Here is a 17,771-nt window from a genome sequence, read left to right as displayed (position 1 = left end):
ATACAGGAACGTTTTAGCTACTGATCTTGAATATGTAGCTGGCTAGAGTGTTTAAAGTAGTGGACAGAATGGTCAAATCATTGATTGCTCGTAATTTCAGTAAGGTTGAATCATTATGAAACTTCGTCGTCATTTTCTCGATCTTAGTACGGCGAGTGCAGATGAACCTCAAAATGAGTCAAGCCGAACTCGCGCAACAAGCAGGAATTCACTTGCAAAGTATCGGCAAGATTGAATCAGGAAAGACAATGCGACTAAACTCCAAATCGCGTGTTGGATTAGCACGAGCGTTGCAAATTATACAATAATATTTATATGCGGTTTGTTAAGGAGTGCGTGTAGCAGATATTGGGTAGCAGTTGAAGATTTGTCCTCAATGTGGGACGCCAGGAACTGAAGCTGAACCGATGTGTTTGCATCTTCGCTCCAAAGTTTGTTTTGCTTGTGAAACGCGATTGTGCGATCCCTGTCTCAGTTGTAATGAGGCGACGTGTCCCTCAAGTTTCGCTTCTGCCCTTGATGTGGCACTACTTAAAAGTAGAACTCGGAACTGGTATGACAGAGGTCATGGTTTAAAGATTAAATTATTGTCTATTGCTGCTTTTTGGATCGCAGGATGCAATCGCGGGTGAGCAAGGCGCACGACTCGATCTTCCGAACAGACTAATCCATCCCCTGCCCTTTCATAAAGCAAAATTGCTTCATCATTGTGAACATTAAAGTAAATAATTCCATCACTTCTTGAGTAAATATCTTCGTTCTCGTAAAAATAGCGGGACTATTCCTGAGAAAGACCTCCGTCAGCCGTTTTAGAAAGCACGTTACTGAGCCAGCCTTCATTGCCTCCGAATCACGAAGGTTAAACAGCTTTAAAGTGCAAGTATTACTTACGTCCAAATCCTTTCTTCTTAACCTTTGTACCCAGAGATAACCTCCTTCTGGAAGGTTCTAATATTTCTTGCATTGTTCTCGGTGAGTTTTGATTGTTTAAAAACCAAGTTTCATCTACATCTTTAGTATTGGCAATAAGCTCTTTTTGCGCGTTTGCACGTATCCTTGCATTAAATAATCTAGACCAATCAGAATCAAAAGTAGCATATTCATCCTTCAGTCCTAACGCCCCTACAAAAGCTAAGTGAGGAGTAAGCGGACAAATAAAAGCACTACCTAGTATTTTTTCTCTATGAAGTTGAAAAATGGATGGATCTTCTTCAATGATACATGGCGTATCAGAAGTTAATAACGGTAATCCTTCAACTCTAACAATCGTGAAGGGAAGAGTTTTCGCTAGTTCTAATTGGTTTGATGCATTAATAATGAATTGAGGATGTACTTTAGTAATCCAAGAAGCGGTTAATTCCTGCAAAGATGAATTAATTGACGGCTGTTTTTTCTTGTTCTCTCTCAATGCTTTACGACGATCAGTTCTATTGAACCCTTGTTGACGCAAATCCTGTTCTAGCTCTCGCTGTGTTCGGCTTTTCACTTCTTGATTAGTTTTTGCGTTCGCATAGCTAATTACGTGAGGCAGAAGTTCCCGCCACCAAGCACTTCGTACGAACAAACCCGCGATAAATTGCCGAAGCACATTGCGATCTGCCTCCGGCAGGGGCGTTTCGCCATCGTGTTCCGTCAGGGGGTCGTTTGCCTCCAAACGACGAAGGAGGGTGGCTGCGATAGTTTCATTTCTGTTCAGATAATTCTCTAATGGAGCGTGGCGTGTACCATCTAGCTCTTGCTCGGTAAAGTAATGTCCTTCTACAAAAGTATCCTTGGTCAGGCGAGGCGAACAGTCAAGGCTATCTTTGTTAAAAATCCAGATAGTAGATTTCTCGCTACAGGGATCTTTCCATTGATCTAGATAGAAACGTGGAACTTTATGATGACGCTTAGGATTTGGCACAGTTTACTTTAATGAAGATAAAATAAATAACTTAAATAGATTTGAGCGCTGCTTTAACTTTCTGCTAAAAAGCATCTTCCTTTTTGCAGCTAAATCTGCAAGTCAATGATAAAACAGCTACCAAAGTGCGTAGGCTCTATCACTGTAGTTCAATTGGTATTGCAAACACATAGAGCGATTTTTATCTACTTATCTACATTTAGCTAATCGCTGTTTCTTGAACACAACTCTTTTTTATATTCCACTAAACTCTTCACGCAATTCAGTCGTACTCCAACCACTACCATACACTGAATCTTCTGGATAATCTTCTGCTAAAGATTCTAACTTTACTTCAGATTTTGGTTGTTCTAGCTCAAAGCCCAATTTATCAATGTCAATTTCAACTGCTGTTGCTTGTGCAGTTTGCACATCAGGCTTCTTAGGCTTTTCTACTGACTTCTTAGGCAGTTGGTTAACTCTAATGATTTTGCTTGAATTCATACTTAGTCTTATTTGTCGGGAAGCAAAGTTGCTTTTACTATAACGGTAATTAGTAGTGCTCAGAGCGCACCTACGACTTCATTAGCTAGCGTTACGGCGTTTTTGCCGCTTAACTAATACAGGTCGAGGTTTTTTCTTGTGAGCTTTTTCAGTGTGAATCATACTTGGTCGGCAGCGATCGCAGTACAGCGGACGCGGACCATACGTTTCGCGTTCCACATCTTTGTTACACTGCTTGCAGATAAACTTGTACACGCGTGTATGAATCATCCGCTCGTGTGCTCTGACTGTGTATTCTCGAACATGAACTCTCTTAGATGGCATAAGTTAGAAATATCACACTGCTGTACACACTATGCTAGCGACACTCCACGCTCAAGAGCGAACAATGCTTCAAAACCAACACCTCATTCATAGCCTCATTGAACTGCGCGATCGCTATCACATAATTGTGCAAGACTGCACCAGTGCGATTTCGCATGCAACTGAACAACTCGCTCGCATTCATGCTTTGTTAGTGGATCAGTTAGTCGAACAGCAGCAGTTTGCGGAGAGTCTACTTCAACTTAGAGCGCATTACCAAACACGACATGCACAACAACAGTCAAAAGCCCAAAATGCCAAAGAGCAAATTGCGCATATTAACGCACTCTTGGCAGACCAGCTCATCCTACAGCACAACGAGCTTCAGATTATCCAATCAGCACCGGACACTCCTATTAGTGGAGAAACCTCCCGCACAGAGGTATCCTCAACTGTCGAGCCGAAGCATCTTGATATTTCAAGAGATAGCGAGGTTTCTTCGCCGACGTTAGTTGATGAAGCATCAACCCAATTGCTCCATGAAAGCGAACAGCAACCGTCACAGCAAGAACCGGAACAGTCAGAAAAATCTGTCGCTACAAATCTTCTCCAAAAAGAGGTGGTTAACTCGGCTTTCAATCGCCAGCAAGACGAACAACAGCAGTCAGAATCTGGCTTAGCTATTCAATTCCCAGACCCAGAGCATTCTACTTTCTCGGAGCATCCCCAGCAATTGCCTTCTCCAAAGTTGCACAAAGTGCCATCAAAATTTCTCAAAACACCACTGCTGCCACAGTATCAGCACTTGAGTAAATCTGAAGCTGTTGAACAGTTATTGCAGGAAAATGAAGGCAGTATCTTGCACGTAGATTACATCGTTCGTGCTGTACATGGAGAAGTTGAGCCACAAGACCTCAAAGCAGAAAGGTTGAGGATGAATGATACTCTGCGTAAGGGAGTAGAAAAAGGACTTTGGGAGAAAGTCCCAGATGCTCCTGGTTGCTATACGATTGACCTCAAACTGATTGCATCAAACTCGGAAAATCAAGATCCTAAATCTCGCCAACAAAAACAAATAACCAAATCGAACGAGCAACTCTTAGCGCGCTATCAGAATATGAGTTTTACAGCGGCAGTGGCAACGGTAGTAGAAGAAAATGTTGGCGAGGTCTTGACTCCTGAAAAAGTGGCACGAGCATTATATGGGGAAATTGAAGGTAAGGCTTTGACTAAAGCTAAAGCGCAAGTTGGCAAAATCCTCTGGAATGGTGCTAAACAAGGGCGCTGGAAAAGCGTTCCTGGTCAATTAGGTGCCTATACACTCCAGTTGAGTACATTGAAGTAAATCTATTTCTCAAATCGTTGCATCATCGATTGAGCACGCTTGTAATTTGCAATATTAGGCTAGCCCCTGTAGTAAAAAACTCCAGCATAAAGGGGTACAAAAATCTATTTGCCGCTTAAGGAAATCAGGACACGTTTACCAACGACATAGTAACTTTTGAGTGGGACTATACGATCATCTTTGGGTAGCCAGCATTGATGCGTCTCAAATTTCATAAGCTGTCTTATTTTTAGCAAGGTTTGAGAGCTATAAAGTTGATTCAGTTTAGTCCCTAGCTGTTTATCACCCCTTAAGCTTCTTCAGTCACCTAAACTGTTTTATAGGAAGTTTCATGACTCTTTGCTCCTACCGTTAGAGGGAGTTTCCAGTTTTCTCAGTTGCTAAGCTAACTTATACTCAAAAAGATATTGCATAACTGAGTTGGGTTATGCTTTTGTCAAACCAAACTTGATATGTGAAGTCAATGAGTAGGGTAATTACGCTGTTTAATCAATCAGGGGGAGTAGGTAAAAGTACATTGACAATGAATATAGGCTACCATTTGGCTCAACGGCAGCAGCGAGTCTTGCTCGTTGATATGGACCCACAGGCATCGCTGACCGTATTTATGGGCTTGGAGCCATCAGAACTAGGCAACACAGTGTATGAAGCGATTGTTATTGGCGAACAGCTACCAATCTATAAGAACATTCACAAGATGGATTTGGCTCCTGCCAACATTAACTTGAGTGGGGCAGAACTAGAATTGGTAGTGGCAGATATGCGGGATGTACGCCTCAAAGAAGCGCTAAAGCCGATTCTGAAACAATACGATTTCATTTTGATAGACTGTCCCCCCTCCCTCGGTATTCTTAGCTATATCAGCTTAGTAGCTTCGACGCATGTCTTAATTCCCATCCAGACGCAGTACAAAGCCCTAAAAGGAACAGAACTTTTGTTAAATACAATTGGTCGCGTGCGGTCTCGCGCCAATCGCAAGCTAAAAATTGCTGGCGTAATTCCAACAATGCATGATTCTCGGACTGTACAAGGCGAAATGAGTTTACAGTCAATTCAAGAGCATTTATCCCAAATCGGGAAAATTTATCCAACCATTCCTCGGTCAGTTGCCTTTGCGGATGCTTCACAAGAGCACATACCGCTTGCCCTCTACAATGCTAAACATCCAGCGGTTAGCCTCCTCAATCAAATTGCCAAAAACTTGGAGGTGATGTCATGAGTGTCAGAAAACAACGCTCTCAGCCCTATCAAATAAAAGGAGTCGATGCTTTGTTTGGAGAACTACCTGTAGCGGAAGTTGCAGCAGAAATTCTCCCACTTTCCCAAATTGCTCTGCCCCAGCAGCAGCCTCGTCGCTACTTTGATCCTACGGCTATGCAGGAGCTAGTAGAGTCAGTCAGGCAGCATGGGATTCTCCAACCAATGTTGGTACGTCCGCTCTTAGACGATAAGTATGAACTAGTAGCTGGAGAAAGGCGCTATCGAGCTGCTGTATCAGCGGGTCTAGAAGAAGTTCCTGTAGTTATTCGGGAGTTAACAGATAATGATGCATTGCAGCTTGCCCTGCTGGAGAACTTACAACGCGAAGATTTAAACCCAATTGAAGAAACAGAAGGCATCCTACAACTCATAGCGTTAAAACTAAATATAACATCCGAGTCGGCGATCGCTTTGCTCAATCAAGCTGCTCACCCCGAACGTAATTCTGTGGATAACGTTATCCACAGCAAGGACTGGCAGTTGGTGCAAGAGGTTTTTAACACAGTAGGAAAATTCACGCCAGAAAGCTTTCGCACCAATCGCTTACCATTGCTGAATTTACCGGATGAAGTTTTAGATGCCCTACATCTGGGGCAGATTGCCTATACTAAGGCTAGAGCGATCGCTAAAGTTAACGATTTAGGGCAGCGTCAGGCATTACTAGAGTCAGCGATCGCAGAGAACCTCTCCCTAACTCAAATCAAACAAAGAGTTGCTCAAATAATAGATTGCGGTGCAAATCAGAGCGATCGCAGTCAATCGTCATCACTCAAAAACCGTATGGATGCAGCCTATCGCCTTGCCAAAAAATCAAAAATTTGGGAAAATCCTAAAAAACAGAAGCAAATAGAGAAGCTATTAGCTGAGTTAGAAAAGCTTTTTTCTCAAGATTGACATTTGTTGCTTTTCTAAAACATTTAACACAAATCAGTAAAGAGTAATATAGTCGTTGCCAAGCAAAATTTAGCTTTTCTCTAGTCTGTACCTTCAAAGAAGGTTTTTGTTCGAGAATACAAAATTCGAGCACCCGAGCGTACAATCCACACCCGTCTGTACAAGCTTATCTGCCAGCAATGCAACCAACTGACAGAGAGGGATTCTGACGGTCCCCGCACTCTCTACTGCGAGATTTGTCGTCCACCATCTGGCGCGAAAGACGATTCCCCGCAAAGGAAGAAAAAAACCAGACCCGTACTCGTTACAAGAACTCAAGCTTCGCGATCAAGTAAGAGCGATCGCTCTTAGAGGCGTAGGAGGTTTACTTGCTAAATTTAGGAGTATTGTCAAATCAAGGAGTTGCTGAGGTGAAGTATTAAGGACAGCTTTCGTCTCGAGCAACATTTGTGTAGAGCCTAACTTTTCTACATAACAACAATAAAGTTAGGTTCTACAAATTGCTCAAAACTACTGAGTCATTCAATACATTTATCTGCCCTGCCTAATCCAACCCCTGCCTACAAGCTCAGCAGTTTCAGCGGTGTAATAAACCTTCTGTTCGCTAAATACCACGCCTTGAAAACTGATAATCTGAAATTGCCAGCATTTGGCATTTGTATGGAACACTACGAGAATCGCTCCTCGAATGCCTACGAGCAGGTGAATTTTGGGCTGAGTCATGGGCGATCGCCAGTTTTACTGTCAAACGCGAAACTTCATCTAACGAAGGTGTAAGTACAAAACCTTTATATTATCTTAAAGCATAAAATTCTTTGTCAAACTATGAAATTTTGATAGCTCGTAACTTAGTTTTAAAGACTAAATTTAATTACAATTTCCCAAACTTAGGCGACCAAAAGCCATCTTGTCCCTCAAAAAACGCAACCTCCTGGCATTTGCCTCGCCGATTTTCTGCAATCGAACACCGTAGCATTAACTTAACTTTCTCTTCTTTCGTATAGTTGTAGCGCTCTAATAAAGCACCACAGACAGGACACGGGAGTTCTGTTAATGTCTCCGGACTGGGTCGGCGTTGGGTATAAGGCAATTCATACCTTTTCACACTTGGATTCCAAAACATGACTGTTCCACATCCAGAAGTAGAGCACTTGAGAAAATGATCGACTTTCAGTTTCTTGGACTGAGAAGGAATTTTGCTCATTGCCGCACCGCACTGGGCACAGAAAATTTGAGTGACTTCTGCCTGAAGTTTGGTTTTTGCCCGATCTTTTGGGTGGGAACTGTTAGCGCCAAGTTGTTGGTTAGCTTTTTCAAGAGCAGGAGCAAAGTAAGTGCGATGCCAAGTTGTCAAATACATCTGCCAGTCCTGCTGACCCTGAGCGATCGCATCGAGTGTTGACTCCATTTGAGCAGTAAACTCTGGCTGAATCAAGTCTGGCAGTAGCTTTTCTAAAGCAGCGTCCAACTCCATTCCTAGAGCAGTCGGCTGAAGTTTGCCTTTGGCTACCTGCACGTAATCCCGTTCCTTCAACGTCTTAATTGTGGGGGCGTAAGTGCTAGGTCTGCCAATCCCTTTTCGCTCCATCAATTGCACGAGCTTGGGTTCAGTGTAACGGGGTAGCGGCTGGGTTTGTTTTTTGTCTGCTTGAGCTTGTTTGAGCTTGAGCGATTGTCCTTGCTGAAGGGTAGGGAGTTGGGTGTCGCTGCTAAGGTTATTCCAATAGCGGATGTAGCCAGGAAACTCCAAAACCTGACCCCTAGCCTCCCAGTAGGCTGAACCCGATTGTGTCACTACGCGAGTTCTACGTAAACGGGCGCTTTGGCACTGAGAAGCAACGGTTCGATTCCAAATCAAATCGTATAACTTGGCTTCTGACGCGCTCGCTTGAGACTCCAGTTGTGCTGGTGTGCGATAGACATCGGTAGGACGGATTGCCTCATGTGCTTCTTGAGCGCCCGCTTTGGAGCGGTGATGGGTGGTTTTGTTAGGTATATTGACAGGATCGTGCTGCTCCAGGTATTGACGCACGGACGCGCAAAATTCCTCTGCCAGTGCTACAGAATCGGTTCGCATGTAGGTGATGTAGCCCGCTTCATAGAGGGACTGTGCTACCTTCATGGTTTGCTCTGGGCTGAAGCGCAGCTTTGCACCAGCCGCTTGTTGGAGAGTAGAAGTCGTGAAGGCAGCTGGGGGAGATTGATGAGTTATTTTGCCTTCCACAGTCACAACTTGATGCGGGTGGGAGCGGGCGATCGCTACCAGTCGGTCTGCCTCCGCCTGACTCGTCACTCGGTCAGATTCTGGGGTTTCCTTACTTTCTTTTGCGTCATCAGGCTGCTCTTGGGAAGTGGGCTGGGTGGAGTTGAGCTTGGTTCGGTAAAAGGCTTTAAAGCCTTCTTGGTATTCTACCCATACGCTCCAGTAATCCTGGGGTTTAAAGGACTGAATTTCCTTTTCTCTCAAGCACAGCAGGTGCAGCGTGGCACTTTGCACCCGTCCCATCGACTTAGCTCCAATGTTGAGCTGCCAGACTACGTGTTTGCTGCCTTTATAACCCACCAGTTTGTCCAAGCAATCTCGCGCCCGCCCTGCAGCAATCAATGCCAGATCGAGCGATCGCGGACGGGCAATCGCTGCTTTGACCGCTTGGGATGTAATTTCGCTGTAGACAATTCGCTGAGGATTCTTCAGCCGCAACGCTTGCTGTAAGTGCCAACCAATGGTCTCTCCCTCGCGGTCGGGGTCAGTGGCAATGTAGACGGTATTAGCTTGCTTGACTGCCTGACTTAGTTCTGCCAGAATTTTCTTACCCCGTGGGCCTCTAGGTTCGTAGCGGCACTGGATAGAGTCCCCTTCCAGGTCAAAGCCCAAAGCGTCTTCTCCGTCCAAAGCTAACTCCCGCACGTGACCCATACTAGCTTTGACTATCCAGTTACTGCCAAGGATTTGTTTGAGTTTTTTTAACTTACCTGGACTCTCAATAATTAAAAGATTCGTCATAGTGCTGAACCAGCATACTACTTCACAACTTGCGTGGTAGGTTGTAAATCAGGAGCGAGCGCTTCTTTTGGTTTCGCCATCTCTGAGTGTGTTGCATTTGCCACAGGTCGCAGCGATCGCACCAGCCTTTCATCTAAAGCTATTTCAGCCAAAGCTGTGACAACTGACAAAGATACATTGGCTTGGTTTGCTGCTTCTTTTATTGTGCTCCCGTTACGTGCCAAAGCTAGAAACTGCCTAACTGAGTTAACTACTGGATCTTGGCGACTGGTGTAGCCCTTACGGATAGCAATAGTCAGCCCTGATTCTATATCAGTTAGGGTAGCAGTGCGATCGCGACTAACAACTAGTCGCTCCGGTCGGTTGGTAGGAGTATCGGCAACTACCATTAGCCCAACGTATTGAGAGCGGGCAGTCAAAACCAGGTTAAACGTGTACAAATATTGTTGACCAGTTGGATCGATTGTTTGCACGCTTAGGGTTGTGATGGGTGCAGTCGTTGCACCTGGAAACTGAAGCTGCTTGATCTGACGCAAGAACAATATTTTGACTTGGGCTGAACCAAGTTGGGCATTAGCAGTATAAACTATCCTCGAAGAGTCTCCCAATAACACATAAGCAATCGTTTGATTCGTGCGGCTGAAGTCGATTGCGGTTGTCCGCCCTGGGGCAATTTCAACTGTTGATAGGGTTTGTCTTGCTGCTCGATCGCTCACGGTACGATAAGCAGCAGGCTGAAATGAGTTTGTAGAAGCTGATGCAGGCCCAGCGATGATAACTTGTGGAGAAGCTACCAGTATTCCAGTTCCTAAAAATGCAACACCTAAAAGTGTAGGAATTGTAGAAATTATCGTGTTTTGATTCATTGTTGCTTCACCCCCTTCTTTTACGGCATCACTTGAAAAAAACTCGATACCACTACAGAAGCAGAGTTTCCTGCTGCTAAAACCTTGACGTTCGGGCGACGGAGTAATTCTTTAATCGTTTGGTCTGAACGCTCACTCAACCGCTCGGCTGTCACCCCAAATACTCCTTCTAGTGCAGCCGCCCAAACTTGCGGGTCGGATTGGATAGTAATTTGACTGTACCCGCTCCCTGTTGCGATCGTTTGAGATCTTGGTCTATTAACGATCTCTCCCACTTTATTTAGACCGCTTAATACGCCAATCAACAAGTCTTGACGTACAACGGCTCCCCTTGAATTGTTGAGGGTTTTAGAAACCAAGGTGCCACCGCCTTCACCTCGAATCAAAATAGCTCCTTCAGGTAGCGCGTGTTGGTGCAAATTTCCTGCTCCATCTCGGTAGATCGCAGCAACAGCACTAGCTGATACCACATTGTTTCCTTCGCTAACTGAACTAACCTGTGCCACAAACACTGTGCCTGCGGGTAATGCCACAGACCTATCTTCTGCCAATAATGGCTCGATCAACTCTACTGTAAATCGCTGAGGTAACTTGTCCTGACTTCGCGTTTGGCTGCTCGTATCCCAAACCATCGGCATTGCAACTAGAGCAGGGGCAATTGTTCCAGGGAGCACAGTTTTTTGCACTTGTTGCTGAGTTTGGAACCGAGTTCGGGATAAAATACCTTGAGTCCCAACAGAAGTACCAGAAACGTTTCCTACCGCTCCAATCGCCACACTTGGGAGTTGCGTATCTGACACTAAGGAGGTAGTAACCTGCCCTTCAGACGCATGATACACGCTAGCAAAAGCGGCATTAGAGTCAGAAGAACTTGATGAGGCGGTTTGAGATAAGTCAGGAGAGTCAGTAGAATCAGTAGAGGAGGTTGAGAGCTTTGTAATCTCAATATTTGATTCAGCCTTGGTTTGACCTAGACTAGCAAGCTGACTCCAACGCTCGAATGGATCGATAGGCTCGGTAGCCGGCGATCGCGTCGGTGCTGGCGTTCGTGCTGGGGTTGGTGGTGTTCGTACTAATATTTGTGCTGGTGTAGGTGGTGGTGATGTTCTCACCCAACGTGGTGCTGGTGTCGGCGTTGTAGGTCTAGCAGGCGTTGTTGTAGGTCTTGTTGGAGTAGTAGCATTTTTTGCCCGCTGAGATGAAAGTGTACCAACAGGTTGAGGTTCTTCTAGAGTGCTCTTTTGGTCTTGAAACGCCAACTTGCTTTTTAGTCGTGCATTTTCATCTTCAGAAGATGCTTGAGGAGTCACGGTTGGTCTAGGTTCGACTTTAACCTGCTTACTATTAGGTTTAGGCACAAACAAAGAAAACCAAATAAGTGCTAATAGTCCCATTACTCCACCAATAAGAATCGCTACAAACCCGACTTTAGCTATAGGATTACTACTAGATTTTTCAGATTGTGGAGAATCTGGACTAATAATGTATTGGTCAGGAATCAAAAGCTCTTCTTCAGTCAAACCTGCCAACTGCTTTTGCGCATCTGCGTCTAATTCAGTAACAGGTTCAACCGTACTGGTTGCTGTTGGGTTAGCATGACCATTGTTAGTAGAAAGTGGTTCATTTTGGTTTTCTGACATATCTAAGACCCTTTTGGCTCGAAGGGGACAATGTTAATAATCTGTAGCCCAGCGGAGCGAATCTCGTAAATCCTTTGCTCAACGAGCGATGCATCACTACCCAAAGGAGAATGAGGAATCTCAACAGCCTCTAAGGTAAAAGTGCGGTTAAATGGCAGGCGCTCGCTCTTTCCAGTCCGGTCAATTAATATCCGAGTTGATACCATATCCACTTGCCATCGCCCTTGGGCAATCTGACGCGGCTCAGAAACGTGGTTGACGATCGCCACACTACGAATTCGCCCTGTAAATACATCGGCAGGAACTAGTTGTGCAATGTCTTTGAGAGCAGCTTGGGCAAAGTCATCTTCTAGCAGTACAGAAGCAAACCAGGTGTTAGTAGGAACTCGCTGTCGATCGTCTACCTTTACCCCTTCATCAGTTTTATCGCTGCCTGCAATTTTGCCTTCCCAATTGAACGTCAGCATTGTCCAATCGCTGACAACCTTCCGGATGACCTGCGGATAGCGCCAGTATCGGTCTTTTTCAGAGATATAAACTGTATCTCCATTGACGAGCTGTGCCATTGTGGGACGACGACGAGCAAGTTGATTTTGTCGCCCAGCAATCAGCAAAATAAAGACAAATATTAAGACTTGCAGACTTAGAATGCCTAACTGGAGCAGTGCTAGGAAATTCTTAGATTCAGTGGTTAATAATGTGGTTTGCGCTCGTTGAATTTTCATATAGAATGAATCTTTGACACAGTTTAAGAGATGAACGTCTGCCGTTTATTTCTGTCAAGTCACTTATGCCATAGCTTTAACTGCCAGTCGAGTCACTGCACCAATGGTGTTGCTAGAAAAATCAATGACGCTTTTGACGTTATTGCTAACGCCGTTGTAGAGAGCAATACCACCGCCACCTGCAATTAAAACTGCCAGTCCTGGTGCAAAAATACTTAAAAAGGCTAAAAACGCCACATCTGTAATCAGTTCTCCACCCGATCTCACGACAACAACTGCACCCAAACCAACGACGATGTTATAGCCAAGCTGAACTCCAAACAAACTCATAAATCCAGTCAGCCAAGCCCAAATTGGGCGACCTTGCAAGGGTAAAAGCGAGAGTCCCATTGCGATCGGTGCAAATAATGCTGTGAGCAACAAAGACGCTTCTAGTATGTTGACAAATGCCCACTGAACTGCAACCAGCAGCATCCGAATGAACGGTACGTAGACACTTCGTAAAACAGCACCAACGTATTCTCCTAAACCTTCATTTGCTGCATTCACCAGCCCACCAACAAATCTTCTCAGCTGTTCCAGTGGACCCCCTGCTTGCCTTTCTGCTTCGGCTAAAATTTGTTCTGCCTGCTCTTGTTTTTCATTCCAGCATTGTAGAAGTTCGTCTCCCACTAATCTTTCGCATTCGCTATAGAGATTTTCCAATGCTTGACGAGCCGCCGAACTGATCCCAACTTGCGAAATGGCATTCCTAAAAGTTAACTCTCCTAATTGCACCTCCAAAACGCTCATCACTTGAACGTGTGCAAAGCCTCGAATCATCTGGATAGATTGCGATAGAAGTGCACCGTTGTTTCCCAAAAACATAACAATGATGATGGGCCAGATGAACATGTGAACCAGCTCAGCCCAGGAGTGTTTTTCTAGAATTTCTCGTCCTGTAGTGACAGCAACAAATAAAATTGAAACTGCGGCTAAAACTAGTCCAAGATTAACTAATCCACCCCAAAGTCCTCCGTCTAACCTATCAAACGTCTCTCCCCAAACAGTATTCCAAGCCTCAGCTGTATTTCGTGCTAAATCAATCGACTGGCTGACAATTTGAAAGGCATTGTTTTCTCCAGTGATTAACCCATCTTCTCCCATTGTTTATTACCTTTGATCTAGAAATTTCTAGATTCCTGTGTACATTTACTTCAAGCCCATTACCGATCAGCTAGTTAGCAATTAATTGCCAGCACCTAAGTAGTAACCACCAGGTAACGAAATCAATCCTGTGTGTTGGATAGACATGTTTGCTGAGCCAATTTCTTGCCGACGGTCTGCGAGATTTGCAGCGGATACTTCCTCGGCAATTTGGGCGGAAAGAGTGTTAGAAATCGAGCGGTCTACCCGTGCTTGCAGTGCTTCTTGGAGCAGTTGTTGATTCACCCGTGCCTCAAGAGCAGATTGTCGAGACAAGTTCTGCATGATCTGCTGGGTGACATCAAGATTTTGGGATTCCTCAGCCAACCGCGCATTTTCCTCAATGGCTCGCTGGGCAATCTGCGCTTGCTGCACCATCAGCTGTTGAGCATCTTTGCCCAACGTGGCAGCATTCATCACAGCAAGCGCAGTCCGTCGAGAAGCTTGATTGGCAAGGTCAGAGCGAATGGCAAAAGAACCATTGCCGCTTTGTCGATTCTCTAGAGCTTCTGAAAGCTTTGCACCTTCATCGCTAGAGGTGGGAGTGTTTTCCAACTGCTCCAACACTGATGCTAAATCTGGAACACCAAAATCCCCTATAGCATCGCTGAGAGCTGCGCTCACAGCACCAGAAATGTTAGTAAAAAAGTCAGCAATTCCACTAAACGGAGATGAGACTCGATCGAAAACATCCTCGATTTTAAGGGGTGTAGGGGATTTACTGGTAGACGACTGCGTGGTAGCGGCTGCTTGGGGCAGAGGGGCAAGAGTAATAAACATTACTGCTGTACCCACGCTCGCGATCTTTAGTGGTTTTAGTGTTAGTTTCATAGAAATTCCTACGCGGCTAGAGGTCGATCGCTATCCGAAAGCATTGCCACATCTATCAATGCACTACCGCACTCGGACGCTTGTGTAACAGTTGGTATAGCGGAGCCTTTGATCGCAGAAATCCCGATCTGCTTCAGCCCAGTTCCTTCTTTAAGTGCTGGGATATAAGCCTGGGTAAATTCAGCAAGTCCCTGCAATTTGCCCAGCACGGTGTCGGGATACTTCACCATCACTCGGTTGCGAGCCATTTGCTCGTCCTGGTTGTTAGCAACGGCAGCTAGCATCATTTCACCAGGGTAGAACCGAGTTTTCCAAAACCGTCCATCCTTTTCAATCAGCCAGTAGGAGAAGAGATCGCTCCGGCGCGGTAAAAAGGATTCGGTAGCGTTTTGGCTAATAATTGCAGGGTCGTATCCCAGCAGTTTTTGAAAAGATAAAGCAGCGGCTGAGGTAATGCACCCTGTCAACCTGTAGTTAAGGTTTTGCATAATTTGAGGACCTGCTGCACAGTCATAGAAACTGTCGGGGTCTTGTCCGATTAGACATACGGCAATGCCGTCTTTACGACCTGTAGCGCAAGTTTCACCGATCATCTGGGCAAAACCAGGTTTTTTAAGCAGTACTGACAACTCATCTCCAATGAACAAACTCTGGGGGTGAGACAAGGCATTTCGGATACACGCTGCATGAGCGCTAATTGCCATCAAGTACGCATCCTGCTCGCTTGTCAGACCGCTGAGGGCGAAAAACTTCACTACTGGCTCCGGTGAAAAAGTGCTAGGTCTGCCGATCGCTCTACCCAAGCGAGAGACTAACAGTGCAGAGATCTGGCTGTTAATTTGGTTGATTGCCTGCCGATCTAGATCCTCAAACGATCGCAGGTTTAATCGTTCGCGGGTGCAGTAGCGAGTAAAGTCAGCTAACGTAGGAATTTGCTGCCACTCTTGAGATTTCCACCCCTGCTCAAATGCTCTGTTGTAGCGGTCAACAATGTCCGGTTCGCGCAGGAACACGTCCAACGTGAGACGCAAAATTGCTTCAACCCGCTGAGCCAGGTGAGGACTGTTAACCTTACCCATAGCGATCGCCAACAGTGCTTTAAGGATAGATTCCTTCCAGCTTTCCATGCGTTGTTGCTGCTCTTCCTTTTTGAAGCGACGCAAGTCCGGCGGTTCCATCAAATTGCTGCTGCCTCTAGAGATGTCAAAGTATGCGCCCCGATCGCCGAGGAGCTGCACAGCAGTTTTGAAGGTGCTATTGCCTCCAGAGGAGATGTCCATGCCCACTACAGGAATGTTGTTCGCCACAGCTTCTAAGGCAAAGCGCCACACCATTACACTTTTTCCAGAGCCAGAAGTTCCTGTCACCAGTAAGCGTTTTGCTCCACCATCAAACAGATCGATATATATCGGTTTGCCGCCTCGGTCGCTGACAAACTCCACCCCTCGCCGATCAATCGCTTTAGGCAAAGTCAGCGGTAAAAATCCGGCAATTGTCTGGGTATCAGGGGTAAGACGGCGTTCGCTACTAAGTACATCTGTACTGTGCAACATCCGTTTGGTAGTAATCGGTAGAGTTTGCAACCACAATTCCCAAGCGATGTTGCGCTCTCGAATTAACTTCGCCGTGTCAAAGTTGTTAGCGAAGGCATTGCAGGCAACGTTGAGTTCTTCCTGAGTTTCTCGAAAAACTAAAAACACTGGCGCACAATGCAATGCCTTCATGCCTTCATACAATCGCCTTTGAGCATCAAACGATTCTTCCTGCTTGATCTCTGCCCCAACATCTCGACCTGCACCTTTGGTAAAAGCCCTAGTTTTGGCGGCTTTAGTCTGTTTAGCTTGCCGTGCTAGGTTGTCCTGAATCAAAAAATTATTCGCAAGTGAAATCTCGACCCAAGCTTCGGTGTCTCGAATAAATCCAGCACTCATGCACTTCCACATCCAGCGGAGCTGCTCTCTAGCAGAAATCCATCCCGATGGTGGTTCTTCCATGACTACAACACCGCACTGCTTATTCACGCCTCTACCCCTGATGAATACAGTGTCTCGGCTCTCCCGATGTTCTGGGCAAGCAGATTCACCATTGTGCCCTTCAATCAAAACCGTAACGCTATGTTTTTCCGTGGTCTTGGTTTCATAAAGCTTGTAGCCATCATCGCTGTTTTCTTCCAATGTGATGACTTGTGGAATTGCTGGAGCCGTACCAGAGTTGAAACGATTCCACAACCACTGCCAAGCTTCTGTTTTAGTGCAAGGCGTGGTATTTAACCCCATCTTGGTTGTGAGTAACAACTCCCAAGGAATGAATCCTTCTTGGAAAGCTTTGACGAACAGTTTTTGGAAGAATTGCTCTTGGTAGACTTTGGTGTTGCCAGTGATCGCAGCAAGTACGCCAAACTTAAGTTTGGATTCAATCTTGCTCCACCAATCTGAGTGAGCGGACTCAGCAGTGTTGCTAGCAGTCCAGGTACAAAAAATATACTGCTGCCAGACTTGGCGAGTCCCTTTAACAGTTAGTTCGCGTACCCGCTTCTGCTCGTTTCTGAGCAAAACTGCAATTGGAGCGAGTTGGCAATCGTCTGCCAAGTCCTCTAACTGCTGCTGCCGCTCTAAGTCTTCGCTGTAGCACCCCAGACAGAAGGTCATTCGCTCTTTTGCTGGAATTCCCTTAAATCCTTCAGTTACTTGGTCAGCAAAGCCCGACACTTCATTGCGGGTCAGTACATCGTGCAGCCCTTCTAGTTTGAACATGAAGACCACTTGATATTGGTCTTTACCCTGCTCTAATAAAAAAGCAGAAACTTCTCGATTATCTTTTTTTATTTCTGCAATACAACAGAGATTAACATCATTTTGGAATGGCATAAAAATACTTTTCCCTTGATACTGGTTTGGCACAACTTTAGGCTTTAGACGCACTCGAACAACTGAATCGCTGTAGCGTTGGCGAATCCATCTAGGTCGCTCTTGAGGTAAGGGAGAAATATAAATTTTGTTGCCGTTGCACCAATCTTTTCCAGGCGGTCTTTTGAACTGGTCGATGAATTTGTATGGTTTATTGCCATTTAAAATCCACCAGCTAAGAATCAGCCAAAATGTTGTGGCAAAGAACCATTGAATTCCCAAACTGAGAAATCCATTGGTGATGGTGTAACACACCATAGCGATCGCTATCCAGGGGATAAGCTGGTTGGCGGGAATTGGACCAATACTAGCTTCTTTACCGAGAATTTTATTAAACCGAATAAATTCTCTTTCTGGCGCTGAATTCATGTTGCTATGAAGAAAGATGATGAAGAATTAACTAAAAATCAAATTCAAAGTTTGCTT

15 protein-coding genes are annotated in these 17,771 nt (G+C 45.3%); 5 read left to right on the top strand and 10 right to left on the bottom strand.

Annotated elements, in window-relative coordinates:
- Positions 1-161 precede the first annotated feature (161 nt).
- Positions 162-308, top strand: a complete 147-nt coding sequence (locus tag CSQ79_RS28205; RefSeq protein WP_289501372.1) for a helix-turn-helix domain-containing protein — start codon at positions 162-164, stop codon at positions 306-308.
- 575 nt (positions 309-883) lie between these two features.
- Here the strand turns inward: CSQ79_RS28205 and CSQ79_RS20425 are convergent.
- The 3 genes from CSQ79_RS20425 to CSQ79_RS20415 all read right to left on the bottom strand — a co-directional run bounded on the left by CSQ79_RS20425 (position 884) and on the right by CSQ79_RS20415 (position 2,710).
- Positions 884-1,903 (bottom strand): DUF4238 domain-containing protein, encoded by a 1,020-nt coding sequence (locus CSQ79_RS20425; protein WP_099702983.1) that lies wholly within the window; start codon positions 1,901-1,903, stop codon positions 884-886.
- Positions 1,904-2,137: 234 nt separating this feature from the next.
- Positions 2,138-2,386: a hypothetical protein gene (locus tag CSQ79_RS20420; protein WP_099702982.1), complete on the bottom strand. Its 249-nt coding sequence runs from the start codon at positions 2,384-2,386 to the stop codon at positions 2,138-2,140.
- Positions 2,387-2,467: 81 nt separating this feature from the next.
- Positions 2,468-2,710 (bottom strand): hypothetical protein, encoded by a 243-nt coding sequence (locus tag CSQ79_RS20415; RefSeq protein ID WP_099702981.1) that lies wholly within the window; start codon positions 2,708-2,710, stop codon positions 2,468-2,470.
- 64 nt (positions 2,711-2,774) lie between these two features.
- Between CSQ79_RS20415 and CSQ79_RS20410 the strand changes: the two genes are divergently transcribed.
- From CSQ79_RS20410 to CSQ79_RS28200, 4 genes are all read left to right on the top strand, one after another.
- Entirely contained in the window at positions 2,775-4,034 is a 1,260-nt protein-coding gene (locus tag CSQ79_RS20410) for a hypothetical protein (RefSeq protein ID WP_289501371.1), read from the top strand.
- A 463-nt stretch (positions 4,035-4,497) separates the two neighbouring features.
- On the top strand, positions 4,498-5,253 hold the full coding sequence (locus CSQ79_RS20405; protein WP_099702979.1) for a ParA family protein: 756 nt from the start codon (positions 4,498-4,500) through the stop codon (positions 5,251-5,253).
- Complete coding sequence (locus CSQ79_RS20400) at positions 5,250-6,188, top strand: ParB/RepB/Spo0J family partition protein (protein WP_099702978.1); 939 nt, start codon at positions 5,250-5,252, stop codon at positions 6,186-6,188. Before CSQ79_RS20405 ends, CSQ79_RS20400 begins: the two co-directional genes overlap by 4 nt.
- Positions 6,189-6,844: 656 nt before the next feature.
- Positions 6,845-6,997, top strand: a complete 153-nt coding sequence (locus CSQ79_RS28200) for a hypothetical protein (RefSeq protein ID WP_289501370.1) — start codon at positions 6,845-6,847, stop codon at positions 6,995-6,997.
- 62 nt (positions 6,998-7,059) lie between these two features.
- On the opposite strand, the gene topA is transcribed toward CSQ79_RS28200, so the two are convergent.
- The 7 genes from topA to CSQ79_RS20355 all read right to left on the bottom strand — a co-directional run bounded on the left by topA (position 7,060) and on the right by CSQ79_RS20355 (position 17,714).
- Positions 7,060-9,192, bottom strand: coding sequence for a type I DNA topoisomerase (topA, locus tag CSQ79_RS20385; protein WP_099702977.1), 2,133 nt, complete (start codon positions 9,190-9,192; stop codon positions 7,060-7,062).
- Positions 9,193-9,209: 17 nt separating this feature from the next.
- Positions 9,210-10,058, bottom strand: a complete 849-nt coding sequence (locus CSQ79_RS20380; protein ID WP_099702976.1) for a hypothetical protein — start codon at positions 10,056-10,058, stop codon at positions 9,210-9,212.
- A gap of 20 nt (positions 10,059-10,078) precedes the next feature.
- Positions 10,079-11,698 (bottom strand): TrbI/VirB10 family protein, encoded by a 1,620-nt coding sequence (locus CSQ79_RS20375; RefSeq protein WP_099702975.1) that lies wholly within the window; start codon positions 11,696-11,698, stop codon positions 10,079-10,081.
- 2 nt (positions 11,699-11,700) lie between these two features.
- Positions 11,701-12,423, bottom strand: a complete 723-nt coding sequence (locus CSQ79_RS20370; RefSeq protein ID WP_099702974.1) for a hypothetical protein — start codon at positions 12,421-12,423, stop codon at positions 11,701-11,703.
- 63 nt (positions 12,424-12,486) lie between these two features.
- Positions 12,487-13,569, bottom strand: a complete 1,083-nt coding sequence (locus tag CSQ79_RS20365) for a hypothetical protein (RefSeq protein ID WP_099702973.1) — start codon at positions 13,567-13,569, stop codon at positions 12,487-12,489.
- 81 nt (positions 13,570-13,650) lie between these two features.
- Complete coding sequence (locus tag CSQ79_RS20360) at positions 13,651-14,439, bottom strand: hypothetical protein (protein ID WP_099702972.1); 789 nt, start codon at positions 14,437-14,439, stop codon at positions 13,651-13,653.
- Positions 14,440-14,447: 8 nt separating this feature from the next.
- Positions 14,448-17,714 (bottom strand): putative type IV secretion/conjugal transfer ATPase, encoded by a 3,267-nt coding sequence (locus CSQ79_RS20355; protein ID WP_099702971.1) that lies wholly within the window; start codon positions 17,712-17,714, stop codon positions 14,448-14,450.
- Positions 17,715-17,771 lie beyond the last annotated feature (57 nt).

The sequence above is a fragment of the Gloeocapsopsis sp. IPPAS B-1203 genome (assembly GCF_002749975.1).
GTDB lineage: Bacteria > Cyanobacteriota > Cyanobacteriia > Cyanobacteriales > Chroococcidiopsidaceae > Gloeocapsopsis.
The sequence above is the reverse complement of the archived record's forward strand: the minus strand, read 5'-3'. Positions and strand labels throughout refer to the sequence as shown.

Bases quoted from the DNA above. Each gene is read 5' to 3' on its own strand.
- CSQ79_RS20355 (WP_099702971.1), bottom strand. From the start codon at position 17,714: ATGAATTCAGCGCCAGAAAGAGAATTTATTCGGTTTAATAAAATTCTC.
- CSQ79_RS20365 (WP_099702973.1), bottom strand. From the start codon at position 13,569: ATGGGAGAAGATGGGTTAATCACTGGAGAAAACAATGCCTTTCAAATT.
- CSQ79_RS20420 (WP_099702982.1), bottom strand. From the start codon at position 2,386: ATGAATTCAAGCAAAATCATTAGAGTTAACCAACTGCCTAAGAAGTCA.
- CSQ79_RS20415 (WP_099702981.1), bottom strand. From the start codon at position 2,710: ATGCCATCTAAGAGAGTTCATGTTCGAGAATACACAGTCAGAGCACAC.
- CSQ79_RS20360 (WP_099702972.1), bottom strand. From the start codon at position 14,439: ATGAAACTAACACTAAAACCACTAAAGATCGCGAGCGTGGGTACAGCA.
- CSQ79_RS20375 (WP_099702975.1), bottom strand. From the start codon at position 11,698: ATGTCAGAAAACCAAAATGAACCACTTTCTACTAACAATGGTCATGCT.
- CSQ79_RS28205 (WP_289501372.1), top strand. From the start codon at position 162: ATGAACCTCAAAATGAGTCAAGCCGAACTCGCGCAACAAGCAGGAATT.
- CSQ79_RS20400 (WP_099702978.1), top strand. From the start codon at position 5,250: ATGAGTGTCAGAAAACAACGCTCTCAGCCCTATCAAATAAAAGGAGTC.
- CSQ79_RS20370 (WP_099702974.1), bottom strand. From the start codon at position 12,423: ATGAAAATTCAACGAGCGCAAACCACATTATTAACCACTGAATCTAAG.
- CSQ79_RS20405 (WP_099702979.1), top strand. From the start codon at position 4,498: ATGAGTAGGGTAATTACGCTGTTTAATCAATCAGGGGGAGTAGGTAAA.
- CSQ79_RS20410 (WP_289501371.1), top strand. From the start codon at position 2,775: ATGCTTCAAAACCAACACCTCATTCATAGCCTCATTGAACTGCGCGAT.
- CSQ79_RS20380 (WP_099702976.1), bottom strand. From the start codon at position 10,058: ATGAATCAAAACACGATAATTTCTACAATTCCTACACTTTTAGGTGTT.
- topA (WP_099702977.1), bottom strand. From the start codon at position 9,192: ATGACGAATCTTTTAATTATTGAGAGTCCAGGTAAGTTAAAAAAACTC.